20 protein-coding genes, 5 tRNA genes and 1 riboswitch are annotated in these 25,366 nt (G+C 43.7%); of the genes, 5 read left to right on the top strand and 20 right to left on the bottom strand.

Annotation, left to right across the window (positions count from 1 at the left end):
- Position 1: 1 nt before the first annotated feature.
- Complete coding sequence (locus FPZ44_RS26715) at positions 2 to 130, bottom strand: hypothetical protein (RefSeq protein ID WP_261378171.1); 129 nt, start codon at positions 128 to 130, stop codon at positions 2 to 4.
- A 126-nt stretch (positions 131 to 256) separates the two neighbouring features.
- On the opposite strand from FPZ44_RS26715, the gene FPZ44_RS01990 reads away from it, so the two are divergent.
- Positions 257 to 1,474, top strand: a complete 1,218-nt coding sequence (locus FPZ44_RS01990; protein WP_144986908.1) for a NupC/NupG family nucleoside CNT transporter — start codon at positions 257 to 259, stop codon at positions 1,472 to 1,474.
- An 84-nt stretch (positions 1,475 to 1,558) separates the two neighbouring features.
- Here the strand turns inward: FPZ44_RS01990 and FPZ44_RS01985 are convergent, their stop codons facing one another.
- The 4 genes from FPZ44_RS01985 to FPZ44_RS01970 form a co-directional block, all read right to left on the bottom strand.
- On the bottom strand, positions 1,559 to 3,700 hold the full coding sequence (locus FPZ44_RS01985) for a methyl-accepting chemotaxis protein (protein ID WP_144986905.1): 2,142 nt from the start codon (positions 3,698 to 3,700) through the stop codon (positions 1,559 to 1,561).
- A 196-nt stretch (positions 3,701 to 3,896) separates the two neighbouring features.
- On the bottom strand, positions 3,897 to 4,190 hold the full coding sequence (locus FPZ44_RS01980) for a hypothetical protein (RefSeq protein ID WP_186785879.1): 294 nt from the start codon (positions 4,188 to 4,190) through the stop codon (positions 3,897 to 3,899).
- A 412-nt stretch (positions 4,191 to 4,602) separates the two neighbouring features.
- The gene (locus FPZ44_RS01975) at positions 4,603 to 5,400 is read right to left on the bottom strand and encodes an alpha/beta hydrolase family protein (RefSeq protein ID WP_144986903.1); all 798 of its coding nucleotides are present in this window, start codon (positions 5,398 to 5,400) and stop codon (positions 4,603 to 4,605) included.
- Between the two features lie 153 nt (positions 5,401 to 5,553).
- Positions 5,554 to 6,840 (bottom strand): MFS transporter, encoded by a 1,287-nt coding sequence (locus tag FPZ44_RS01970; RefSeq protein ID WP_261378170.1) that lies wholly within the window; start codon positions 6,838 to 6,840, stop codon positions 5,554 to 5,556.
- A 266-nt stretch (positions 6,841 to 7,106) separates the two neighbouring features.
- Positions 7,107 to 7,207: riboswitch (purine riboswitch) on the top strand.
- 225 nt (positions 7,208 to 7,432) lie between these two features.
- Here FPZ44_RS01970 and FPZ44_RS01965 point away from each other — a divergent pair.
- Positions 7,433 to 8,008 (top strand): xanthine phosphoribosyltransferase, encoded by a 576-nt coding sequence (locus FPZ44_RS01965; protein WP_144986901.1) that lies wholly within the window; start codon positions 7,433 to 7,435, stop codon positions 8,006 to 8,008.
- A gap of 93 nt (positions 8,009 to 8,101) precedes the next feature.
- The gene (locus FPZ44_RS01960) at positions 8,102 to 9,445 is read left to right on the top strand and encodes a nucleobase:cation symporter-2 family protein (RefSeq protein WP_144986898.1); all 1,344 of its coding nucleotides are present in this window, start codon (positions 8,102 to 8,104) and stop codon (positions 9,443 to 9,445) included.
- A 60-nt stretch (positions 9,446 to 9,505) separates the two neighbouring features.
- On the opposite strand, the gene FPZ44_RS01955 is transcribed toward FPZ44_RS01960, so the two are convergent.
- The 3 genes from FPZ44_RS01955 to FPZ44_RS01945 all read right to left on the bottom strand — a co-directional run bounded on the left by FPZ44_RS01955 (position 9,506) and on the right by FPZ44_RS01945 (position 14,258).
- Positions 9,506 to 10,447, bottom strand: a complete 942-nt coding sequence (locus FPZ44_RS01955; RefSeq protein WP_144986896.1) for a hypothetical protein — start codon at positions 10,445 to 10,447, stop codon at positions 9,506 to 9,508.
- A gap of 115 nt (positions 10,448 to 10,562) precedes the next feature.
- Positions 10,563 to 13,325 carry a M60 family metallopeptidase gene (locus FPZ44_RS01950; RefSeq protein ID WP_144986894.1) on the bottom strand — a complete coding sequence of 921 codons (2,763 nt, stop codon included), beginning with the start codon at positions 13,323 to 13,325 and terminating at the stop codon, positions 10,563 to 10,565.
- Between the two features lie 378 nt (positions 13,326 to 13,703).
- Entirely contained in the window at positions 13,704 to 14,258 is a 555-nt protein-coding gene (locus FPZ44_RS01945) for an NAD(P)H-dependent oxidoreductase (protein WP_144986892.1), read from the bottom strand.
- Between the two features lie 289 nt (positions 14,259 to 14,547).
- Between FPZ44_RS01945 and FPZ44_RS01940 the strand changes: the two genes are divergently transcribed.
- Positions 14,548 to 14,898, top strand: a complete 351-nt coding sequence (locus FPZ44_RS01940; RefSeq protein WP_144986890.1) for a winged helix-turn-helix transcriptional regulator — start codon at positions 14,548 to 14,550, stop codon at positions 14,896 to 14,898.
- Positions 14,899 to 15,006: 108 nt separating this feature from the next.
- Here the strand turns inward: FPZ44_RS01940 and FPZ44_RS01935 are convergent, their stop codons facing one another.
- The 7 genes from FPZ44_RS01935 to FPZ44_RS01905 all read right to left on the bottom strand — a co-directional run bounded on the left by FPZ44_RS01935 (position 15,007) and on the right by FPZ44_RS01905 (position 18,911).
- A complete protein-coding gene (locus tag FPZ44_RS01935) occupies positions 15,007 to 15,867 on the bottom strand; it encodes an imm11 family protein (RefSeq protein ID WP_144986888.1) in 861 nt (286 codons plus the stop codon).
- 511 nt (positions 15,868 to 16,378) lie between these two features.
- Positions 16,379 to 16,463: transfer RNA gene (locus FPZ44_RS01930), tRNA-Leu, on the bottom strand.
- 46 nt (positions 16,464 to 16,509) lie between these two features.
- Positions 16,510 to 16,585, bottom strand: a tRNA-Lys gene (locus FPZ44_RS01925).
- A gap of 12 nt (positions 16,586 to 16,597) precedes the next feature.
- Positions 16,598 to 16,672 (bottom strand) — tRNA-Glu (locus FPZ44_RS01920).
- A gap of 442 nt (positions 16,673 to 17,114) precedes the next feature.
- Positions 17,115 to 17,203 (bottom strand) — tRNA-Ser (locus tag FPZ44_RS01915).
- 3 nt (positions 17,204 to 17,206) lie between these two features.
- A tRNA-Asn gene (locus FPZ44_RS01910) sits at positions 17,207 to 17,282 on the bottom strand.
- Positions 17,283 to 17,300: 18 nt separating this feature from the next.
- Positions 17,301 to 18,911 (bottom strand): bifunctional metallophosphatase/5'-nucleotidase, encoded by a 1,611-nt coding sequence (locus FPZ44_RS01905; protein ID WP_144986886.1) that lies wholly within the window; start codon positions 18,909 to 18,911, stop codon positions 17,301 to 17,303.
- Between the two features lie 296 nt (positions 18,912 to 19,207).
- Here FPZ44_RS01905 and FPZ44_RS01900 point away from each other — a divergent pair, with 296 nt between their 5' ends.
- Positions 19,208 to 20,149 carry a phosphate/phosphite/phosphonate ABC transporter substrate-binding protein gene (locus FPZ44_RS01900; RefSeq protein ID WP_144986884.1) on the top strand — a complete coding sequence of 314 codons (942 nt, stop codon included), beginning with the start codon at positions 19,208 to 19,210 and terminating at the stop codon, positions 20,147 to 20,149.
- A gap of 148 nt (positions 20,150 to 20,297) precedes the next feature.
- Here the strand turns inward: FPZ44_RS01900 and FPZ44_RS01895 are convergent, their stop codons facing one another.
- From FPZ44_RS01895 to FPZ44_RS01875, 5 genes are all read right to left on the bottom strand, one after another.
- Positions 20,298 to 21,134 carry an alpha/beta fold hydrolase gene (locus FPZ44_RS01895; protein ID WP_144986882.1) on the bottom strand — a complete coding sequence of 279 codons (837 nt, stop codon included), beginning with the start codon at positions 21,132 to 21,134 and terminating at the stop codon, positions 20,298 to 20,300.
- 74 nt (positions 21,135 to 21,208) lie between these two features.
- A complete protein-coding gene (gene phnE / locus FPZ44_RS01890) occupies positions 21,209 to 22,006 on the bottom strand; it encodes a phosphonate ABC transporter, permease protein PhnE (protein WP_144986880.1) in 798 nt (265 codons plus the stop codon).
- A complete protein-coding gene (phnE, locus tag FPZ44_RS01885; RefSeq protein ID WP_144986878.1) occupies positions 22,003 to 22,827 on the bottom strand; it encodes a phosphonate ABC transporter, permease protein PhnE in 825 nt (274 codons plus the stop codon). The genes phnE (FPZ44_RS01890) and phnE (FPZ44_RS01885) overlap by 4 nt, the downstream gene beginning before the upstream one ends.
- Entirely contained in the window at positions 22,824 to 23,600 is a 777-nt protein-coding gene (gene phnC, locus FPZ44_RS01880; RefSeq protein WP_144986876.1) for a phosphonate ABC transporter ATP-binding protein, read from the bottom strand. The genes phnE (FPZ44_RS01885) and phnC overlap by 4 nt, the downstream gene beginning before the upstream one ends.
- A gap of 163 nt (positions 23,601 to 23,763) precedes the next feature.
- Entirely contained in the window at positions 23,764 to 25,350 is a 1,587-nt protein-coding gene (locus FPZ44_RS01875) for a DNA-binding protein (RefSeq protein ID WP_335926077.1), read from the bottom strand.
- Positions 25,351 to 25,366 lie beyond the last annotated feature (16 nt).

The raw sequence follows: 25,366 nt of genomic DNA, 5'->3' as shown, positions 1-25,366 counted from the left end.
ACTACATAATGTTGGATTGGAATTGCTTCGTTTCAGCCTTGTTGTATCCAGCATACGAAATTTGGAAACTTGATGCCGTTGATTTGCCTTTCAAGTTCCTTACACTTTTGTCACGTTGCTCTCGATGCATAAGCAAACCAACTTCCCCAAATACTAGCTGAGACCAATAAAAGCTCAACGGAGCATATGAGAGACCTATTAAGCATGACAAAAGGGCTGTGAACTATAACGCTTATTGGCAGAAAGGTTGTCAGGCATGAACGTATGGGGATTAATCGGAATCGCAGGGCTATTACTAATCGGTTTTTTATGCTCGGAAAATCGCAGTCGAATTCATTGGCGTCCTGTTCTGATCGCACTTGCGATTCAGATGCTGTTCGGATTCATTGTGTTGAAATGGACAGCTGGACGAAATGCACTTAAAGCTGTCTCCAACGGGGTTTCCCAAGTCATTGCATATGCCAATGAAGGGATCTCATTCGTATTCGGCAGTGCGATACCGCCAGCGGGACAAGGCTTTATCTTTGCTTTCCAAGTACTTACGATCGTCATCTTCTTTTCTTCACTTATTGCGGTGCTTTACTACTTAGGCATCATGCAATGGATCATTCGCATTATCGGCGGGGGCTTAAGCAAAGCGCTTGGGACGAGCAAGCCTGAGTCATTATCTGCTACAGCCAACATTTTTGTCGGTATGGTCGAAGCACCATTGCTAGTGAAACCCTATTTAAGTACCATGACACGATCTGAGTTGTTTACTGTAATGACTGGCGGGATGGCTTCCGTATCGGGCTCCGTTTTGGCGGGCTATGCGTTGATGGGGGTTCCGCTAGAGTATCTAATTGCAGCCAGCTTCATGTCAGCTCCAGCCGGTATTTTAGTATCAAAGCTGCTTATTCCTGAAACAGAATCTTATCATCATCACGAAAGCCAAGAGGAAAGTGTAAATGAGAAAACAGCCAACGTCATCGATGCAGCTGCTGCTGGAGCAGTTGACGGACTTCAAATCGCATTGGCTGTCGGCGCGACCTTAATCGCCTTTATTGGCTTAATTGCGTTATTAAATGGCTTGCTAAGTGGAATCGGAGGTTGGTTCGGCTTCCCGAATCTTACGCTGCATAGTATATTGGGATGGATTTTCTCACCTATCGCCTACTTGATTGGCATACCGTGGTCAGAGGCTTCTGTAGCAGGAAGCTTAATCGGGCAAAAAGTTGTCGTTAACGAGTTCGTTGCGTTTTCTGAGCTCGGAAAAATAATCGATCAAATTTCCGCTCGCACGTTGATGATTACGAGCTTTGCCTTATGCGGCTTCGCCAACTTAAGCTCCATCGCTATTCAAATTAGCGGTCTCTCCTCCATGGCACCAGATCGCAGAACACAAATAACGAAGCTGGGGATGAAAGCCGTGCTTGGCGGAACATTGGCCAACTTAATTAGTGCCGCAATTGCCGGGCTATTCTTCGCAGGCTAACCACTTCAATCAACTCATTAAATAAAAAAACAGCCCAGTTCTCCTATAGGAGTTTCTGGGCTGTTTTGCATTTTGCTTATACTATTAAAGATGGCAAACCTGCTCTTCCTCTGAATGATACTGGAATTGCGACAGTGACTGCTGCAGCTCATTGGATACCGATTCAAGCTGATTCGACAAGCCGATAAGCTGCTTGGATACGTTAAGCTGCTCCTGACTAAGTGATGCCACTTCTTCAGACGTAGCAGAAGACTCTTCCGATACAGCACTTACATTACTCATCGCGTCAACAATTACACTTTGTACACGATGGAGTTCTTCAACAGATTGGCCCACTTCATCTAAATGTACATTCATATCCGTCATCCGTTGACCTACTTGCTTGAAGATTTCATCCGTTTCCTGAACCGCTTCCTTCTGCAACTGGAACGTTGGGAATGCTTCATGAAGCGTCTCAACCGTGTCCTTCATTTCTTGTTCAATCCGCTGTGTGATATTCGCAACCATGTTGATAGATTGTCTGGATTGATCCGCCAAGTTATGGATTTCATCCGCGACAACTCTAAAGCCTCTGCCGGCTGCACCTGCACGAGCTGCCTCAATCGTTGCATTCAATGATAATATATTCGTCTGCTTCGTCATATCTTGAAGCACCTTCAACACATTGCGTATCGATGCCGTACTGTTGCTTAATTCATTCACTCGATTCGTTAACAATCGAATCGTATCTTCTACCGCATCCGTACGCTCCTTAAGTGAAGACATATAAGATGCACCAAGCCTACTCGATTGCTGCACAAGGTTGGCAGACTGCTCCATCTTCTCATTTGCATGAACAACAAGTTGGGTTTGCGCTGCCATCTGCTGAGTCAGATCATGTCCACGTTCTGCTTCTGAGGCTAGACTAAGCGCCCCTTTTGCAATCTCTTCCGTAGCCAATGCAATTTCTTCAGCAGCAACCCCAGTGCTCTTGGATGCATGAGTCAACTGCTGAGCGGTATCCAATACATGCCGAGCGCTGCTATCCGTGCGCTTCATGAGCTCTGTAATCTGTTCCATCATTTGATTAAATCCACCGGAAAGCTCACCGATCTCATCCTTGGAGTTTACAGTTGCACGAACGGTAAGCTGGCCGTCTGCCGCTCGACTCATCAAGTTGCGCAGCACAGTGAGCGGTGAAGCAATCATGCGTGTAGCAGCGAAGCCAATAACCATTGCAAATATAGCAGCTACGATAATACTGACGAAGGTGACGATGAGAATGACCTCTGCATCTTCAACCAACACATCCACTGGGATCGTTCCAATAGCTGTCCATTTGTTCTCCTTCGACTCATGATATACCTTCAGTAAATCCGTGTTGTCACTTGAGAGAACATGCTCCGTTCCCGACCACTTTTCTTGTTCTTTGTCAGCTGGAACGAGCCATTCTGGAGCAGACTTTGTTACCAATGCCGCGTCTGGATGGTAAATAAATTGTCCATTACGATTCACAAGCGATAAGCTAGTGCCTTCCCCCATATTGATCGTATTGAACATTTCAGCAAGCGATTGCATATGTATTTCAACAACAACGACGAATTTTTGCTGCTTGGCGAATAGATCCGTCATCAAACGAGAAACAACAATAGTCGGTTCATGAGATTTATTTACACCAGTTAACAGCGTATCCGACCAAACCGCTCGACCTTGATTTTTCACTACCTGCTGCATCCAAGTTGAGTTTTTGACCTCATCGGACAGCTGCACCGTCGTTTCCGTAGAGAATGCTTTGTCATTCGTGCCAACAGGGATCAAGTAAATATCCTCAAGTGCATTATGACCTGCTGTATAACCTTGCAGCGTTTCGCGAATATTTTTCATAGCTTGAACTTGTTCGTAAGAATGTTCTGGTGCGGACAAATAGTTCTTAACCCAATCCGTCAAGTTAGGATCAACCATAATCTGCATACTCATTTTGGAATAGGTATTGAGAACGACGTCCATTTTCTCTACCGCTTGCGTAATCGTCTGGTAGCTCGTTTCAGACACTTTTTGCTCAATAGCCTGTCTAGAAACATAATACGATACAATGCCGACTGCACTTACGAATACCATAATACTGACGACAAACATGAGAAACAGCCTAGTTCCTACAGACCTTGAGGGACGATATTTCGCATAAGAGGCAATCGGCCTAAGCTTAATGCCCTGCATCATTCGTCGCAACATTGAAACGAATTTCATAGTGTTACATCTCCCTTAACTATGTATAGGTTCCTATCCAACTATGTCGTTATCGATATCTGCAATGATTCTCTTGTACTATATATCGGTTTTTCTTGGCAAAAATGTATGTATTCAAGCATTATATATTCGTAAACCAGGCCGTTCACCTTGCCCATTATTCAGCTGGACAAGGTGTTCATGTGCATCTTTCGTACTAGGATTGTTCGGCTAGTTCACGGTCAAATGCTTCTACCATAATTACTTCAGCAACTTCCACCTCACGGTAAAATTGAAAATCAGGATGCTCTTCGACTAACTTGATACGAGCTTCCTCACCAACCTGTTGTGTAATCATAGGCTCATCAGAACCAATGACGACTTGATCCACACGTTCGATCTCTTTATGATCAAAATCAACAACACGAGTCGTTACATCAGCAATGTGCAAATAACGGCCAGGATGATATCCTACATGTTTAAATTCTTTTTTTATAGCAGTGTATTGCATAATCTCTGCCACTCCTTTTCCATTTCTGTATTTCATATATTTCTTTATACAACATCCTCCGCTTAATATCTATGATTTATACGAATGTTGCATATATATTCATACTGAAATCGGTCAAATTTCGACATAATCATAATATAAATAGGCACGCTTCTATAAAACGAAAAAGCAAAAAAGCGCATTTGCTCCTCAACAAATGCGCTTTCGCCGCCGTGTGTTCCTTCATTCGATATCGGGGGATACGAACGTGTCAACACACATTTGAGTAGGTTACCTGTCCTGCCGGAAATCAGACAGTGCCGAATGGAAATATAATCCCATTCAACAACCCTATCAACCTTATTTATATTTTGCCCTAATATTTACCTGTTCTAAAAGTAGACAAATTAAAGTTTCAATGGACGAATTATAGCTAACTTGTTTCTAACTGTAAGAAATCAATAAGCTCCTCCAAAAGTTGAACAGCGTGCACGGATTGACCAAACACGTGATCAGCTCCATCAATCCATCTGAGTCGCGATCCACTCAAAAAGTGGTGCAGCCTATAAGTTGTATAAGGCGGTACTACACTATCATTCGTACCATGTATAATAAGTGCAGGTGTATGAATTTGTGCAGCAGCATCAAGAATACGGAGTGCAGCACGGTCATCAAACAAGCCCTGACCGATCTTCTGTCCATACAATTCCACACAACCATGCTGCAGCAGATGATGCAATTTCTCCCCTTGCAAATCTCTTGCCAATATATCCTGGAAGCCAAGCGCCGGACACAACAACATCAAGCGATCCAACTCATCACCAAGCTGTTCAGCTGCTAACAGGGAAACAACTCCACCTAGACTAAACCCAAGCAAACTAACACGCTTCGGATTAATTCCTTCCATCACTTGAACGGCATCCCATACTGCCAGCATGTCCTGCACTTCTGTAGAAACTGTCATGTCAACGAACTCGCCATCGCTTTCTCCACTTCCTGCGAAATCGAAGCGAACAGTCGCGTAGCCCCGCTTGGCCAGCTCATCACTCAACCGCTTGAACATGAAGTTAGCTTCCGCTTTATGTCCAGTAAATCCATGCCCGAATATAATGGCTGGGACGGAATGATCCGTGACTGGCATAGTGACGATTCCTCGTAAAGTCACATGCTCGCGACGCCATTCTAATGTATGTTTGCGAATCGAATACGCACTTTGATTACTTTCATTCATCGTTTGCCACACTCCTTATCTTATTTCAACTAGATAAACGAGTTATAGATTGGTTTCACCTATCATAGTCGTAGATAGGCCGTGCCTTTTGCGGAAACTAGTCTTTTGATCCTAGTATATAAGCGATATCATTAGTCTTCAACAGGCAACCTATCATTTTGCAGCATAGTTACGCTCCAGCCGTTCGGCCCATAGAAAAATGCCAATTGAGATAATGAGCAACCATCCGCCTGTCACGAACAGGCCCTCTAAACCATAGTGATGATACAAATACGCCCCAATGACACTGCCTGTTACCGCTGCACCAATACTCATGATCATCTGCAGCACTGCCTGGCCACTGGCTCGAAACTTATCCGGTATCGTTTCCATCATATATTCTGCTACGTAAATAAAGAAGAAAGCAATCGCTATCCCTTGCACAGCTTGCAGCAGCATCACTACGACCAGCGAATCCGTCCAAGCTAAAATGAAAGATCGAACGGAGAAAATAACGGCTGAAATCGCTAGCATTGGCAGTGGACGCAACCGATGCCTACTACGTCCAAGATATAGGAAAATAGCTACTTCAACAGCCGCTGGCAGCATCCACCCTAGACCGATATGAACGGACGTACCATTTAGTTCGCGTATAAGAAATCCGAAATATTGATCGTTAAATGAAAATGTCATCTGATAAACAATCATCGCAGCGATAAAGAACATAAACCTTGGTGTCATGACATAAGGAGCGAGATCGCGGATACGCACGTCTTCTTTTGCTATGCCTTGTCCAGCTTTCTTCTCCTTCACTGATTCTTTCTCCTGTTCGCTATGTACATATTGAGGAGATCGAGGATCTCGTATCAAGCAAAGCGTCAGCCAAGTGCATCCAATTAAGCCTATCACAATCCATCCCATCGTTGATTGTCCGGGAAGCAAATCCAATATCCAGCCAATAATTCCAGCTGCAACAGCGAATCCCGCTGCTCCGAAGCCGCGTATCGTTGCAAACGTCTGATTCAGATGCTTCGCTGAGAGCATGACCATACTATCTGTTAAAGACGACACCGGCGCCCATAAAAATTGAAACAATAGTACAAGTCCCATCATAAGCCACAACGATGAAACGTGAAAAATAAAGTAAATGACCACCATTAGCAATAGCATAATTGTCATTAAAATCGATTTAATTCGCGATCGCTTATCGCTGATTAGGCCAAACAAAAAGCTTCCGATCATGCCTACGATAGGAAGCAGTGCATTTTGCAGACCATACATCGCATCCGTATATCCCGAATCCCGATAATACAAAGGGAAAAATGATTGTATCGCTGCAGCTGGCGTGTAGATCATAAACATGTAAATACACAAATAGCGAAACTGCAAGGTGCGAAAACGCTCGGCCCGATTCGCATGCAAATGTGCTGCTTTTGCACGCTGCGTGGACATTTCAACCATTAGTAAGCTCCTCTCCTGAACTGCTATCTCCATTCCATCGTTCTATTGTTATTTTCTATATCTATATTTGTCTTAATGAATATACTCCCATGTCTAGCATTACTACTGTATCATATTTCTTCTATTTAGAAAGATTGGAAGCTGTACAATTATTCCTGAAAATGTGCTCTTTCCTCATTCCTTCGTTTGCAGTATACTTTTTAATAAATAAGTGAACAGGGTTGTTTAAAAATCTCTGTTTGAACTTGTATTTCACGGAAATCCCGAACAATATATTGTTAAACTCACGTATATGTGCAGGAATTGGCCTGCATGTCTCTACCTGGTCACCGTAAATGATCGGACTACGGGGTTAAACTTTCATGGCATATGCATCGCATATGCCTGAGTACAACGATGAACTCCATACAGAGTAATGATGCCGATAACTGTACGCGTAACGATTACAGTATTGCGCAAGCATCCCCTTACTCGGTTGTTCATCTGTATGTTACGATTGAAAGTTCCCGCAGCCCGATAGACCGGCATATACGTGCCAGTGCTATCGGGCTTTTTGTTATTGATACGTCCACAACGAGGAGGATAACGCAGCATGAAAAGTTTAAAAGACAAAATTGTATCCGAAGGTATCGTACTGAGCGATACGGTGCTCAAAGTCGATTCCTTTTTAAATCATCAAATGGACCCGCAATTAATGAAAGAGATGGGCGAAGAATTTGCCCGCCGCTTTGCTGAAGACAAAATTACGAAAGTATTGACCATTGAATCATCAGGAATTGCACCTGCTCTAATGACGGCTCTGACCTTGAATGTTCCGCTTGTATTTGCCCGCAAGCAGAAGTCGCTTACCTTGCGTGAAGATTTGATCGTGGAAAGAGTTCATTCCTTTACCAAAGAAGTAACGAATGATGTTACGGTATCGCGCAAGTACTTGTCGCCTGATGATAATGTCCTAATTATTGATGACTTCCTTGCGGTGGGTGAAGCTGCTCAAGGATTAGCACGCATTACGGAGCAAGTAGGCGCTAAAGTGGCTGGTATCGGCATTGTCATTGAGAAATCGTTCCAAACGGGACGCCACACTCTAATTGAAGCTGGCTATCGGGTAGAATCACTAGCACGAATCGCCTCCTTACATGACAGCAGTGTCCAGTTCATAGAAGAATAAGGATTGCACCTCAATAAATTTGAATGTTAACATCGTTTTCGTTATATTAACTAGTTTCTAAATTTGCAGAGAGATAAAGGAGAATTGTTCCTCATGTCTACAGAAGATCGAGTATTCGCCCGTCACCGACATCCAGCTAAGACGATTTCACTTGGCATACAGCATGTGCTAGCCATGTATGCAGGTGCAGTTATCGTCCCCCTCATTGTAGGTGGAGCTTTAGGATTTACAACGGAACAATTAACCTACCTCGTCGCCATTGATCTGCTTATGTGCGGCGTTGCTACTTTGCTGCAAGTATGGAAGTTTGGCTGGTTCGGCATCGGACTTCCCGTTGTTCTCGGTTGTGCCTTCCAAGCCGTTATGCCCATGATTGCAATTGGCAAGGAGTTCGGTGTTAGCTATATTTACGGTGCGATTATCGTATCCGGACTATTTATTATTTTACTTAGTGGTATATTCGGAAAGCTCATTCGCTTCTTTCCCCCTATCGTTACAGGATCAGTTGTGACCATTATCGGGGTTACGCTTATACCAGTCGCATTCAACGATCTAGCTGGAGGGATTGGTTCTCCGGATTTCGGCAGCGGGGAAAATTTAATGCTTGGGTTCGGGGTACTTCTGTTTATCGTCTTAATGAACAAGCTGTCGACCGGATTTCTACGTGCAGTGTCCATTCTTGTTGGGCTTGTAGCTGGAACGATAGCTGCTATCCTAATGGGAAAAGTCAGCTTCGCTGAAGTACAGGATGCAAGTTGGTTCCATATGGTGAAGCCGTTCTACTTTGGGATGCCAGAGTTCAATGCTACCGCTATTATTACGATGATTATCGTTGCCATTGTCAGTGTTGCTGAATCAACAGGCGTATTCCTTGCACTTGGTAAAATAACAGAGCGTGAACTAACTAGCAAAGACTTGGCGCGAGGCTATCGCGCAGAAGGCTTAGCCATCATGCTTGGCGGTATATTCAATGCCTTTCCTTACACGACCTATTCACAAAACGTCGGCTTGCTGCAAATGAGCCGCGTGAAAACGCGTGACGTAATCGTGGTGGCAGGAATTTTCCTTATCCTGCTCGGCTTTGTACCAAAGATCGCTGCTATTACGACATTGATTCCAAAGTCCGTCCTTGGCGGCGCCATGGTTGCCATGTTCGGCATGGTCGTCTCCTCCGGATTGCGCATGCTCGGTTCTCAAGTTGACTTGAACCGCCATGAGAACTTGCTCATTATCGCTTGTTCCGTCGGCATGGGGCTCGGTGTTACAACGGTACCAACTATGTTCGCTAGACTGCCTGAGATGGTGCAAATTTTGACTGGAAACGGAATTGTGGCAGGAACATTTACAGCTATTATACTCAATCTTGTCTTTAATGGAGTTAAAGAAAACTCACAAGACATCGTTACATCATCCAACAACAGCACTCAAGCTGCCTAACACAGAAACGCCGGCTGCCGCATAAAAGTTATGCGAACAGCCGCGTTTTTTTATTAATCGTTATTTCTTCGTTTTTGGAGGAGGTACTATAAGCAGAGGCTTCCACGTAAGACCTTTGCCCGTTATTTTCCTACGCAGCTCAGACACTTCCTTCAATGACGTCTCACGCTGCTTCTCCAGACCACGAATCGTTGCTGTATTTTGTACGCTTATATCCTTACTCGTACGTTTAATCGTAAGAGCGATAGCTTCCTTAGCATCCGCAGAATCATCTGTTACAGCTTTTACTTCTTCTTCATGAAGATCGGCATACTGCTTTTTTGCCTCCTCTAACGTGCTGTCGCCTCTATTATGTTTCCAGACAGGGCTATGCAATGAATCTTTATCAGACCCACGCTTTAATTTCCACATTGGACTATGCAAATGATCTTCATCTACGGTGTTGTTGAGTTTCCACGCAGAACTGTGAAGTACATCTGGATCAATGTCACGATAGTACTTCCACATCGGGCTATGCAAACGATTCTCATCAATTGCTGTCTCGTAATTCCACATCAAGCTGTGCATCACGTCTGGATCACTGGCTCTCGCATATTTGTTCATTGCATCATGCAAACGCCCCTGATCAACTGCACGTTCATAGTTTTCTATTTTTCGCAGCATTTTTTTATTTTTACTGTACTTTTTCTTTAACGCCTTAATATCCGCCTCAAAATAGTTATCCCATTTCTGCAAATCCTTGTTCACCTTATCGAGCAACTGCTCGTACTGCTGATGACTTCGCTCGAGATATTGCCTATAAGCATCGTCTATGGAATCCTGATAACTCTCATACTCGGCTGCTGTTTTCTTATTATAGGCTCTATATTCATCCCACACTTGTCGCATCCATTGTGTATCCGCTACAACAGCAGCAGCTTGAGCCACTGGCAGCATAACAAATAGAGCAGCTAACATACTGCATACCGCTAACCATGACTTGCGTCTAAAAGATCGTGTCATACGTATTTGTTCACCCCGGCAACATAGTATCGTTATCGAAGTGTATTATATAGCACAATTTTATCCATTCCAATATTTTCAACAAGATTTGTTCTTAAGAACCACTACCATTTTCTTACTTAACTACTTTCCATGCCGACCGCCATTCATTTTGTACATGCTTTCCAGGAACTTCCCCACGCGTCCACCATTTTGCCTCATAGACTTTCCCTTCGTAAGACACTTGATTCCCTTTTACATATGCTTTATTCGGCTGCCATGCAGGTACGGAAGGCGTCACAACTTCAGCATTTCCATCACCTGCTGTTTCTGTGTCAGGCTTAGGTGTTGGCTTTATAGGGACATCTTCACGATACAGCCATATTTGCTCTTTCAAAGCTGGCAGCTGCATTGCGTTTACCTGTACACGAGCATGATCTGTAAATGGGAAGCCCCATTTTTCAAAGAATGGCAGCAAATTCGTGCCGCTGTGCTTCGAGGCCATGACGACAAACAAATCTTTTTCCTGTTGCTCATCTTCAGGCAACTGCGCTCGCGGCAGTTCGCGATATGCGGTGAACAGCTCCGTGTAGAAATCCCAGCCATATGCCATTTGCAACTGCTTGATCATAACGAGCTGAGGGATGAGATCGAGCTGCTTCGAGTCCCCATAACGTTTTGCACCATCAGGAAGCGCGATGTAAGCATTCGCATAATCATAGGCTGATTTGCCAGTGTAATCTTTTTCAAGCAGGCGAGACGGCTTTCCGAAATATTGTTGGGCATAAAGAGAGAATATATTAACCGTCACTTCTGTATTGTCCTTCCACGTCCAAGGATCTTGTTGATAGTTGTGCCCAATTTCGTGCCAGAAGCCCCAGTTATTTTTTAACCCTTCGATGCTGACAGCATCACGTGAATCCACGCCAATATGATACATAATCGGTGCTCCAGCATGCATGTAGCCGCCGCTAATCTGTTTATCAGCTACAAGATGGAAAGGCAAATGGTAGGCACGATGTGGAAGCGGCTTATTCTGCCCTGTACCGTTTAGCTTGTCAAATTGATCAAGTAAGTCGTCCCACGTTTGCAGCAGCTCTGTCGGATTCTCTAAATGGCGAATCTCATCGGCAGGAACCGTTACCAAAATTCGTTCGCCACGAAGTTCAGCCCAGGGCGCGCCTAAGTATCGAATGGATTCTTTCCATTCTTTTTCGTTCGTCTTTGCAAGGTCAAAATAAGGTGCACGAACTGCGCCACTAACATTTACATCCGCTTGAACTGCTTGAGATTGCGCTGGAATAAAATAAATCAAGCCACCATACGGGTTGTTTACTCGATTTTTCCCTGGCTGCAAAGTGTGTCTCAATGAAACAATCGGCGCGCGGTCCCAGCTTTCCTGATCTAGTAAAGTATCTGTATGCGTGCCTACCATAATATCCAATGATGGTGTTCCCGCGGGTACATCTATGGTGATATCCTCACCAGCAGGCGCATATAGGCCTGTGCTAACCCATGGTACAGGAGCCGCATACATGCGAAGCTCATTGGCTGGATAATAATCAAAATTTACTGTAACGCGTTGATCATTTACACGCGGCGCCTGATTATCCACTTTGCCCGGAAACTGATCGGCTAACGGTGACTTTTTTTGATTTATGTCTAGAGAGGTATGATTAAACGAATAAGACAATATAGCACTAGAATATGGCTTACTCTTTACATCGAACGGTAAGGTGATTGCTTGCTGCAGACGCTCGGATTCTTGATCCAGCGTATAGCTTAGTTCCGCGCGATCTGTAAGCGAAGTAAATGTAAGGCGAAGCAAATCGGATGCAAGCGCAAGCTTATCCTCAGCACTAGCTGCTGGCTCACCTACAGCAAGGTCCTCCGCATTCAATCTATTTTCCTCTACAGCTTTCATTTGCGTTAATAGGCAATTCATTTGATAGCTGCGAGATTGTTCTTCTGAAAGTCTTGGTGAACCCGTTCCATCCGACACAGCCGTGTTATCAAGTAAGCTCAAACCAAATGTATTCAGCAGCCTTTGTACAGGATAGTGCATACTCAGCTTGGCTGCTCCCTGAACGTTTGGAATATAATACTCTGGGTAACTTTGAAGGACCCAGCCCTTTAATGCAACAACAACATTGCCACCTTCACGCACATACTGCTCCAGCACATATGCTTCTGCTTCGGTAATGGTTGCGTTAACGATAGCTACGGGAGTAGTCGCCGGATCCAATGGCTGCCCCGTCCATGACGCTACGCTTACATTGTGAATCGGGAGCGCAGGGTGAACAGGTACATTTCCTTTCGAGTAAATACGCAGCTTTCCTTTTCCTTGAAGCGCATCCTCATAACGTGTAACACGGCTCGGTCCAGTTTGGCTTTGCCCTTGCTCCGTCAGCCATAATAAAAGATTGCGCGTAACAATTGCCATCTCGCTGCTGTCATTGCGAGAGAGGTTAATGAAGTCTTCATCACCTGCGGCAATGACTCGACCTTGGCCAAAGCGTGCACCCGCAATAAATGGAGTCGTTGTCGTTGAGGCCGCTACCACAAACGCATCCTCAGTCAACGCACTAACGCCCCCCGTATAGGAACCTGTCTGAGTAGGAATATGAGATAAGTCGCGGTAAAGTAACTCAAGATCTTGAGCTACAGATTCATGTCGAACAGCACTTCGGGTAGTTAAACGATTAGGTGTAGCTAGACGCTCCTGAGAAGCACGGAACTCCCTGTAGACAGAATCTGTGACGGGTGGCTGTGCCACCATTTCGGACAAGGAGCTAGACACACTTGCCGTGGGCGATCCTTGATTAGCGTATGCAATTGGACCGGCGAGGCTTGATAATAAGGAGGTGACACAGAGTGCTGCCCAAACATTTTTGTTCATGGATGACTCTCCTCTCGAATGTTAAATGATAGGGTGAAAGGTTAAATTAACCTTTGTAATATAACATCGGAGTGAAAGACATGATTTAAAATAGTTGCAACGTTCTATTTTTGTAGTTTCTTTGTCCAATAGTGCCTTCAAAAATAGTAGTCAAAGCTACTTTCGAAATATGAATGCAGCACCGACTTTCACCCACATCCAAAATGCCGGTACATCCTATTTTAATAATCACAATAAGTTGCTTCATTCTTATAATAAAAAAACCAACTTAGCTCGAAACCGTGCTAAATTGGCATTCATACAAATGATAATTTATGAAAAATCGATCTCTTCATATTTATAAAGCTCATGGATGATTCACGATACAGCTTCTATTTTTTATACTTGTGCCTTTTCAATAGCATGCACTTGTTCTTCAATATACTTTACATAATTAACCGCACTTTGCCCGATTTGTTCGTCCGACAGATGATACTCCGCTCCATACACTGTAAATATAGGGAGGAATTTCATCCCTGTATAACTGCATGTTGCTTGAAACGGTATGGTAATTTCATTAATCGTAAACGGAATAGCTCCATCATCCCCAAAATCGGATTCTTTTCCACCCAATGATATTGCAAGCCCCAACTTTCTATTACGAAGCTTATCTCCTGTAGAACCATACGCCCAAGCATACGTGAAAACCTCATCAAACCACTGTTTCAATAGAGGCGGAGAGCTGTACCAGTACAATGGAAATTGAAGGACAATACTGTCATGTGCTTCAATTAGCTTCTGCTCCCGTTCTACATCAATTTTTCCATCTGGATAGGTGCTGTAAAGCTCGTGCACAGTTACTAACTCAGGATGTTTTCGCAATTCCTCTGCCCATTGTTTGTTAATGCGAGAAGTCTCTATGTTAGGGTGAGTTACAATAACGAGTGTTTTCATTCGTATCTACTCCTTTTTCCTATGGATTAGTCAGCAAATGGATTAAAAATATTCCATTTGTCATTCCTTGATGATATTATGTGCTACACATAGCAAACTGTTAAGTACGCACTTCAAAGTGCTATACTTACTTAGAAGTACGGTAGGTACTTCCAAGTACCTACCGAGAACATAGTATCTATATTGAACAACAAAAATACAAAGTACCGCATATACACCATGGTGCCCGTAATACATAACATTACTCCCCGTGCTCGTGGAACGCTTATCATCCAATGGAGGTCATCGCATGAAAACATATAATTTCGCAGTTGAAGCAACACTCGATGTAATCGGCGGCAAATGGAAAATTGTCATCCTATGCATTCTAATGAGTGGAACCAAACGAACGAGTGAGCTAAAAAAGTTAATTCCCGAAATAACTCAAAAGATGCTTACCCAGCAGCTCCGCGAGCTGGAAGCAGACAATATTATCGCCCGTACAATTTATAATCAGGTACCACCAAAAGTAGAGTATTCCTTAACGGAATATGGACGATCATTATCCAATGTTCTTGATCTGATGTGCTATTGGGGAGATGTGCATATTAATCATCTACGAAGCTCTGGTGCGGAAATTTCGGTTTTGTATGAGGAATAGAAATAAGAAAAATTGATGAAAAGAAATGCACACTCTATGAGGAAACCACGCAAATAAAAAGGCCTAATATTCCTTGAAGGAATATCAGACCCACTTATAAATACCGATTTATTTAAAAGAAATTAAATTCTTTAACATACTGACAAATGATATTTTCTTTTCTTTCTTTTCTTTAATCCCCCATGTCAGATACAAAATAATCGGTGGGTAATAAATGGGGTTACTCCATTCATAAGTGCCATCCAACAACAAGCGACCAAGCAGTGTGTCATTATTTTCATCAACTCTAAGTGCCCATTTGCCGCTATATGCTAGTGCGCCCTTATTTTTTTCCACATACTTTGATGCTTTTCCAAAGTCGAAGGTTACAATCAACGAATCATTTACTGCCTTACACATAGCTTCATGCTGCGCTTCTTGTTGCTGCCACGAAAATTCAGAATCCCATATTTCAACCAACTGCCAGCCAACTAACTTATCTTCAATTAGCTTTTTTAGCCGATCAGATACGTAGCTATATCCAAGAATTTGTTCACCTTCACGTGCTTTCATTCTAAAAATATCATGTTCTGAGACGATTTCTTCATAAAGCGATAAAGAGTACTGATCTACCCTTTCCGTATCTTGATACTTCTTAGAATTATCGTAATCAATGCAATCCAATACGGTAAGCACATTCATGATATAGCAGCTATCATCCGACTGAAGTGGTAAAAATTCAATTGGCAAACCTGGTATCTGAGATAATACTTCTTTGGTCTTACTACTAACAATTAAAGCACCATTTATATTTGCAAGAAAATCAGACGGCTCTCCATTTTCATCAAATTTTACAGCAAGGGGTGTCCAATCCTCTGATAGCACCTTCCCCTCTTCAACCCAATCATATACCTTCTCACGATCATCCCATTCTACGAATTCCATCCTGCCATAGTGCGGATCTGAGTCTAGTAACCATACTTTCATCATAAAACCCCTTATCTATTCATACCTTGGGTTATCCTTAACATTTCGTTGCTATCTTTTTCGAAACCATAGTTTATGTATCATATCAATACCTACTCATCTTCCCAAGCACACTTCGATAATAAGAAGTTAAAATAAACTCATTAGCCATCATAGCCCGTTTCATTATCTCAATAATTTACCGAGAATGACAATAGAATTATCAATATTTCATCTAAAGTACTGATATATTTATGTATGCTAATAAGTCTACTCGTTCTATTTATTGATCAGAGGATGCGCATTAGTAAAACAAAAAAACTGTTACACAAGGCTTGCATACATCACCCAAAGTATTTTTAACTTCAATCGAAATGCATTAAAGAACACTGAATTTTCGCAAGGGTATACTGTAATTAAAAAGAATTAGGGGAAGTAAAAATAGAGAGAATAGAGGTTGAGCTTCATAGAGTCTCAATATAGAAAAAAACAAAAAAAGCCCTAATTTACAAAAGGCTTGTTACTAAAGTAATTATGGTGCGGTAGACAGGATTTGAACCTGCACGTCCATTGGACACTACCCCCTCAAGATAGCGTGTCTGCCGTTCCACCACTACCGCACATTTATAAAATAAAGTGTCCCGCCTCACCAGTTCAAAAGAAAACTGGTGAGCCATGTAGGACTCGAACCTACGACACCCTGATTAAAAGTCAGGTGCTCTACCAACTGAGCTAATGGCTCTTGCAAGAAAAATGGTGACCCGTAGGGGATTCGAACCCCTGTTACCTCCGTGAAAGGGAGGTGTCTTAACCCCTTGACCAACGGGCCTTGTTCACTTCAAATTACTGTGTCGCTCATCGGCGACAAGTAATACTATATCAGACGCCAACAAGATTGACAACCCCTTTTTTTAATCCTTTTTTATCCAGTTTAAAATCACAAAAATCATCACCTCTTCTGTAGTATGCACACGAAATAAAATGCTATACAAATGCTTTCCTAAACCTGTTGCATAGCCATAAATAGTTCAACACCCTTCCTAACCTAAAAGGAATATGAATAACACTGCACAAACTCAACTTTTTTTACCCACGCCCCCATTACTACCACTACCGCTTATCACCTTTATCAAAGAAAGAAAAAAGGACAGGAGATTAACTCTCCTGTCCTTTACGTGACTATGTATTGCTCTTGCAAATATTGAAAACAAAAAGCCCTAAAACGCAAAAAATCCCTCTCGGGATCTGCGTACGAATGTATAAAAGTTAAATGGCGGAGAAAGGGGGATTCGAACCCCCGCGGCTGTAACACCCTAACGCTTTAGCAAAGCGCCCCCTTCGGCCTCTTGGGTATCTCTCCATATGGCTCCCCGAACAGGACTCGAACCTGTGACAACTCGATTAACAGTCGAGTGCTCTACCAACTGAGCTATCAGGGAAAGACATGAGTAAATATATCATGCCTTGTCTGTAGTGTCAACCCTCTTATTCACAACACGCCAGTTGTTGTTCACTCCACCCTCTATAGTTCCCCGTTCCATAATGTAAGTAACGATCAGCTCAGCCATTTCTGTGGGAATATCTCTTACAATCGGCTTACCTACGAACATAGGATATGAACCTCCACCACCAGCACGATAGTTGTTCATAGCTACATCATAATGAGCTTCCATCTGGACTGGAGAACCTTCAACATCTAGACGTGTTACCCGCTGCCCTTCTGGTCTAGAGATATCCAGCTCATACTCGATACCTTCCCACATATCATAATTGTAATGCTGAGGCTTCGGATATAAGAACGAGTCATTTACCGTTATCTCCCCGTCATCCGTTAGTTTGAAATAACGTGCAGACTGCTCCAGAGCATCTTTCATATTTTGCCCTGTAATGCGTATGACCCGCAGCGTATTCGGATAAATGTAATTGGAAACAACTTCACGCATCGTAATATTTGTGGAGAAACCGGGTGAACTACTATCGAATAAGGAAGTGCATGAAATACACGTCCCCCCGTAGTGCATTTGAACGGTATGAATGAATTCAATTAAGGGATGCTCCTCAATACGCGCTTGCATTGCATCCAAAATACGCATATCACCATTCAGCGTGCCAATTGGCTTATCGAGCCAGCGCTGTGTTTTAATCTCATATGGACGCATCAGCTCAATAATATCGAGATCTGCACAAACTCCGTCAACGCTAAGCAGCTCAAACCGTTTATCTACAACTCGCCACCCCTCAGAACTTTGTTCCAGCTCCAAATCAACTTGAGCCAAATGGCTCCCCTGCATACCAGGTTGGACAACGGACACTCCATGCACTTCTGCAGCTAGCTTGCGGTGCTGATGACCTGTTATCAATACATCAATACCTTTAATCTGCTTACATAGTTGAAAGCCTTGATTCTCTCCTGTGTCTTCCTCTGTCAGTTCCCCTGTTACAATATCTCGCTCAAACCCTCCATGATAGGCAGCAACTACAATATCCACCTGTTCTTGTTCACGCAAATGCTGAACCCATCGCTGTGCAGTTTCCACGGCATCTTTGAACTCCAATCCTTCAATATGAGAAGGAAGTTCCCAAAGTGGCACATATTGTGTAGTTAACCCGACAATACCAACGCGTATGTGATTTGCAAATGTCTTCACGATATAAGGAGGTCCAAAGGATGGCCGATTATCCTGCTTATTAACGGTATTAGCAGATAACCATGGGAAACTTGATTGTTTCACAACATCCCTCAATACATCCAAGCCATAATTAAACTCATGATTGCCAATCACACCTGCATCGTATTGGAGAGTGTTCATACATTTTACTAGCGGATGTATAGAATCACGTTCAATCCGTGCATGTACGTAAGATAACGGCGTACCTTGTATTAAGTCACCATTATCGATGAGCAGCGTATTTGGATTCGAGCTGCGAACGCTATGAATAAGAGTCGCCAACTTAGCAAGTCCAGATTGCTGTAAAGAATGATCTGCATAACTCCAAGGCATCACTGATCCGTGTAAATCACTCGTTGCAAGTATCGTTACTTTGCACGAGTTGTGTCCGGTATTCATCACATATTCGCTCCTAGCCGAAGGAAATTTTTCAGTCAACCATCTATTTCATTCGAATAATTTCAGCTTGAGGCACATCTAATAGAAACGATAGCAACGATTGTTATATCCGTCTAGAGAACTAGTTCATATTTAACAATCAGTGGGCTTTTTTAACAATTTGCTGGTGAAGTTAATCTAATCCTGCATGACATTTAACAAATCTGATCGACGGTTACCTCTACACTATGCTGCATTTCTATTGCCTACTACATTTGTTAACTTAAGCTATGCCAAAATGACTAGGAGGTTGTCTTATGTTTAAGAAAACAGCCATCACAGTTATGACTCTTATCTTTGGATTAAGCCTGTTTACTGGTTGTAGCAATAGCAGCTCCAATACCCCTAAAGACGCGGAGCAGACGAAAGCTTATGTACCTACTGAACTAAAAGTACAATTTGTACCTTCTCAAAATGCTGAAACTCTAGAAGCAAAGGCAAAACCGTTAGAAAAGCTGTTAAGCGACCAACTTGGCATTCCCGTTAAAGTAAGCGTATCCACAAACTACAATACGATTATCGAGGCATTGGCATCCAAACAAGTGGACATCGGCTTCTTACCGCCTAATGCCTACGTTCTTGCTCATGACACAAAGAAAACAGCTGATATTCTGTTGCAGGCGCAGCGTTTTGGTGTGGAAGATGCAACTGGGGCCAATACGACAGAGCTAGTGGACTACTACAAGGCGATGATCGTCGTAAAGAAAGATTCTCCTATTCAAAAAATAGAGGACTTGAAAGGCAAGAAAATTGCTTGGCAGGACGTCACTTCTTCAGCAGGATATGTATGGCCAGCCTATGAAATGAAAAAAGCAGGAGTCGATCCTGATGCCGATGTGACAGGCATTACTGTAAAGGGTCATGACAAAGCATTGCTCGCTGTACTGAATGGTGATGTTGATGCAGCTGCTGTCTTCCAAGATGCCCGCAACATTATTATTAAAGACATCCCAGATATTATGCAGACCACACGTGTCGTTGCCTTTACCTCCCCTATTCCAAATGACACGATTTCCGTTCGTAATGATATGAGCGAAGAGTGGCGTACCAAAATACAAGATGCCTTTATCGCGATCGGCAAAGATCCAGCAGGACAGCAAATTATTTCAGACGTATATTCGCACAAAGGCTATATTAAGTCTGACGACTCCAAGTTCAATATTGTTCGTGATGTAGCTAAGGAAGTGGGATTGAAGTAGAGGAAATGTAAAGTCTTCTAGACCGGATTATCAGATTTATCGGCTAAATGATGACATGAAAAGAAGCCTCCATTCCGCTTAAGCAGCGGTTTTCGAGGCTTTCTTTCACCTATTTCACAGATTTCACAGAAACGATCTCACGCTAAGATTAAAGATGTTTTGCAAAATGTCTTAGCTCGGCATTAAATCGCTTATCAGCTTCCCAAAATGGTGTGTGACCAACGTGATGATAAAATGATGTTTGCGCATGTGAAATAAGTTGGGCATGGCGCTGCGCAGCTGTTTTCGTGACGACTTTATCTTCTACACCGTGAGTAATCAATATAGGCAGCTTCAGCTTGGAGAGCAAATCCTGATTGTCTATCGTACGCGCAAATAGCGCTGAATTAATATGAGGGGGTACAATGGCATTAAAACCAAGAAAGAAATAATAATCTTGTGGAGAATGCTTCTTATATACACATAATGCTAAAAATTTCTCTAGGGAACCGATTCTTGTAGCCGCATCATTAGATGATAACAGCGGGGCCAATTCCATCAGTTCTTTCGTCGTTTCATCTTCGTTATTCGCAGTTATCGAGCGTGTGCATGCCCCGACCAAATGTATACCGCGAACATCTGCTTCTCCATACGTCCGAATATAGTCACATATGACATACCCGGCATACGACCAACCAACTAGGACCGGGCGGTTAAGCGATAACGAATGAATGACCGCATGGATATCTTTTGCCCATACACTTGAATCTGCATATGCATTTTCGGGCTTATCAGACCAACCATGACCTCGTAAATCCATCGTCACGATTCGAAAGTCGTCAGCAAGCTCGGAATCTGTCTGCTTCATCCAGCACAAGCGAGATTGTAATGCACCGTGAATAAATAAGAGCGGCGTACCGTTGGGATTCCCATACTCCTCCACGTGAAGGTTTATACCGTTTCCGCCAACTACTTTATACGTTTTTAACGGTTTTTTATTACTCATGCGTTATCCACACTCCTTTTGGGATAGCCTCTTCATTATTCACTACCACGTAAAGCTAATGAGAAAGAAACAGTCTATACGATTTTTCGCCGCACATAGTTGGAGATTAAATCAACCACACTGACCGTTATAATAATACCGAGCAAAATAATGCCCACCCGTGACCAATTGCGGCTATCCAATGCGAAAATTAAAGGTGTGCCAATGCCTCCCGCGCCAATGATACCTAGTATCGTTGCTGAACGCACATTGATTTCAAATCGATACAACGTATAGGACATAAATTCAGGCAGTACTTGCGGAATAACCGCGTACCATAATACTTGCAGCCTATTTGCTCCACATGCGAGCAAAGCTTCTGCTGGACCACGGTCTATTTTCTCAATCGCTTCCGCATACAGCTTGCCAAGCATACCGATCGAATGCAAACCTAGAGCTAAAATACCTGCATAAGCGCCAGGACCAACCGCTTTTATGAACATAATGGCCATCACAATTTCCGGAAATGTACGGATAAAGCTAAGCACGAATTTGCCCACTCCGCTTGACCATTTCCACCGATTCATGTTCGTTGAAGCCCAAAATGCAAACGGGATGCACAGCACCGCGGAAATGAATGTACCGAGCAACGCGATCGCCAGCGTATCGATCATCCCTCGCAGTAAGTCCTCTCCATCTGCCAAATAGACATAATCCCAATCTGGATTTACGATTCCTTGCATAATAGCAACGGTAACTGTGCCCGCATTTTCTCGTATTCCTGAAAATTCAATGCCTGCGAAAGACCATACGTATACGACCGCAATAACAACCGCAACTAACCACCAACGAATACGCACCCATGGACGCCTTATCAATTGAATGTTTTTCATAGCAGTTTCTCCTGTACGCGATAGCTAATATAGTCGATCACCAACACAATAATGAGTGTCAATAAAATGATCATGCACGCCCGGTCATATCGCAGCTGATCCAGCACCCTAGTTAGCAGTAAGCCAATTCCACCCGCTCCTACAAGTCCAAGCACGCCAGCTGCGCGCACATTGACCTCGAATGTATAGAGTAAGTAGCTGATAAACTGCGCTGTCACTTGCGGTATGACACCGAATCTAATCCATTGCAGCTTATTTGCTCCAACCGCAGTCATTGCTTCGAGTGGGCCTTGATCAATAGCTTCAATCGATTCATAGAGCAGTTTGGAGATAAGACCAAACGAAAAGAGGATTAAGGCAGCCACTCCAGCTACAGCTCCTAGTCCAAATATGGCAACAAATATAGCAGCAAACAACAAATCAGGTACGGTGCGCACAAGATTCAGCAGTAATCTCGCCGGAATATAGAGCCATTTGCTCCTCGTTACATTTCCTGAGGCCAACAATGCTATCGGTATAGCCAGCAGGGCACCCATTGTAGTACCAAGCACAGCCATCTGAACCGTCTCCATCATAGGTGCCCAAATCGTAGTTAGGTAACTCCAATCAGGCGGAAACATTTCGACGAGCAACTTGCCCATCTCCGGCGCTCCCGTCACGAGCTGTGTTAATGTTGCATCTGTACGCTCTGCACTTAACCAGAGCAAAACAATAATAAAGGCAAAGGTCATGATTGACTTCGTTTGAGATGGTTTTACAATGGATGGCGCCCCCTTATTTCCACCATTCGTGGGTGGCGATGTCACGCTTATCGGATTCATAAAGCTTCACCCCCGATGCTTGCTGCCTCCTCGCGCAGCGAACGACCATAAATGTGAGTGAACCGCTCTTCGGTGGCCTCACCTACAGGACCATCAAACACAATCTCACCTGCACGCAGACCAATAATTCTTGTGGCATATTGACGGGCCAAATCGATATCGTGCAAATTGACGACCATCGTAATGCCAAGCTCTTGATTAATTCGCCGCAAGTCATCCATCACTTGCCGTGTCGTCAATGGATCAAGAGAAGCGACTGGCTCATCGGCCAGTATAATCTTCGCTTCCTGCGCTAACGCTCTCGCGATGGATACCCGCTGCTGCTGTCCTCCTGACAGTTGATCAGCCCGTATGTAGGCCTTTTCCTGGATGTTGACTCGCGCTAACGCATTCAATGCCAGCTGGACATCTTCCTTTGGAAATAAACCAAGCAGCGTACGGATCGTTGAATGATAGCCAACCCTTCCTGACAGCACATTTCGTATAACCGAAGAACGCTTAACAAGATTGAAGCTTTGAAAAATCATGCCGATGCTGCGCCGCATATGACGTAGTTCTTCTCCACGCGCATGCGTGATGGACTTACCGTCTACGATAATATCGCCAGAGGTAATTTCATGAAGTCGATTAATCGAACGCAGCAGCGTAGACTTGCCCGCACCAGACAAACCAACAATAACGACAAATTCACCGCTATGTATTGTGACATCCACTTCCTGCAAACCAACCGTTCCGTTTGCGTACAGCTTAGAGACGCGACGAAATTCAATCATCTTGCACGCTCCTCTCTAAAACTTCTTTAGAAATTAAAAGGAAGCGAGCCCTCTCACGCAGACTGGATGCAAACGTTGTGCAAACTGTATACTATGAGGGACTCGCTTCATTTAATTGATGGATGATATAGCTATTTGATGTTATTTAATCATTGTTATCAAATTAAGGCGTAACTGTAATCGAATTAGTCACTACATTCGACTTGCCTGAGCGCAAGCGAATGGATGCTGCACCTGTCTTGCTAGGTTCTGTGCGTACCGTTATCGTTTTGCATCCATTGCCAAGACCATCTGTCTGGAGCGAAACGGCTTGATAGCCATAAGTCGTTGGCCACGTACCATCTGCATTTTGAATTTGTCCAATCTGCTGACCCCCAGCTACATAGATGCCTAGCTGTAAATCCAGCGTTGTATTCGGAGCAGCTTTGCTTACTTTTACACAAACACTGAACGGTTGCCCTGCCTTCACTGATGCTGGATATTCTAGCGTATAGGCTGGGTTAACAGGACCTGGACCCGGTCCTGGGCCTGGATTCGTCGAGCCTGTGTAGCCAAAAGATCCTGGCTTAAAGGAAGACTGATCCCACCACTTGTAACCAGCCGCTGGCACTGCCCACGGTTCAGGCTTCGGCTCTGTGCTTTGTTGAGGAACTTCATAGCTGTGTAGAGCTGTAGCCTGATCGAGTTGCAAGCCAGGTACTTGCGTAAAGTTCGTGTATGCCTCATCATGAGAAAGCCAATTCACAACGTTAACGAGTAATTTCGCGTCATCGACTTCTTTGAAGCCGTCATAGGTCTTTTTCGCTTGACCATTTTCTTCGCGTAAGTATTTAGGTGTAATATCTTCTACAGGTGAAGAGTCACCAATAAACGCAGCCTTACCCTTTGTTACTTTAGAAATGGCAACATACGGACCTTCTGCGACGCCGCCACCGTTATAGATGCCATCGTCTACTGCATGCGGCCATTTGTCAGTCGTTTGCGGGAGATAGACAATCCCTTTTGCGATTGCTGGATTCGTAACAGCCAATGTGGAACCTGCATGCATCGCTACGCCTTGCACGCCTTCTGTAATGCCAAACGATTGCTCTTTCGGTACAATAACATTAGCCGTAACGTTACCAATGGAATTATAGCGGAAACGAACACCAAAGTTGTCAGCAAGCCAGTCAGAGCTGCTTACGCTCTGCATCACAGTAGAACCTGCTTCTTCTGCGCTCATCCCTTTAGCCGGGTTTTCCCAAGCTCCTCGACGGTAGCCGTTGAACACTTCGGAAGAGTCCCATCTGTTTTTGTTGCGATCTGCATTGTAGTGGTCGCTAATAAAAAATATGCTGCCACCTTCTTGAACATACTTGAGTAATGCTGCTTGTTCGGAAGTTTTGTAAGGATTGTTTGCTTCGGGAATAACGAATACATCATAGGGTTGAAGATTTTCGAAGGTAATCGGTGTGGATTGACGCAGCTCTTTAACGTAGTAACCTGAGATTGCTAGGGCTTGGGCAAAATCAGAAAATGCACCATCGATAACCCAATCCGCTGCACCTGCTGTTTGACCATGCGTGTTGTCGAACAATACTTTCTTGCCGTTTGCCGTGCCAACAGGGTTAATAATAGGTGCCGGATCGAGCGGCCCCTCGGCCGAGGCTATCCTTCCATCACTTGCCCATGCAGTAAATAGGGAGAAGGTAAGTGATACGGCGAGGAATGACTTGAACCATTTTGAAGTTATTTTTTTAACCAAAAACAACACCTCCAAGTGGATA

Source organism: Paenibacillus agilis, from assembly GCF_007786455.1.
In the GTDB taxonomy this organism is placed as follows: Bacteria; Bacillota; Bacilli; order Paenibacillales; family Paenibacillaceae; genus Paenibacillus_B; species Paenibacillus_B agilis.
This window is presented reverse-complemented; position numbering and strand designations above follow the sequence as displayed.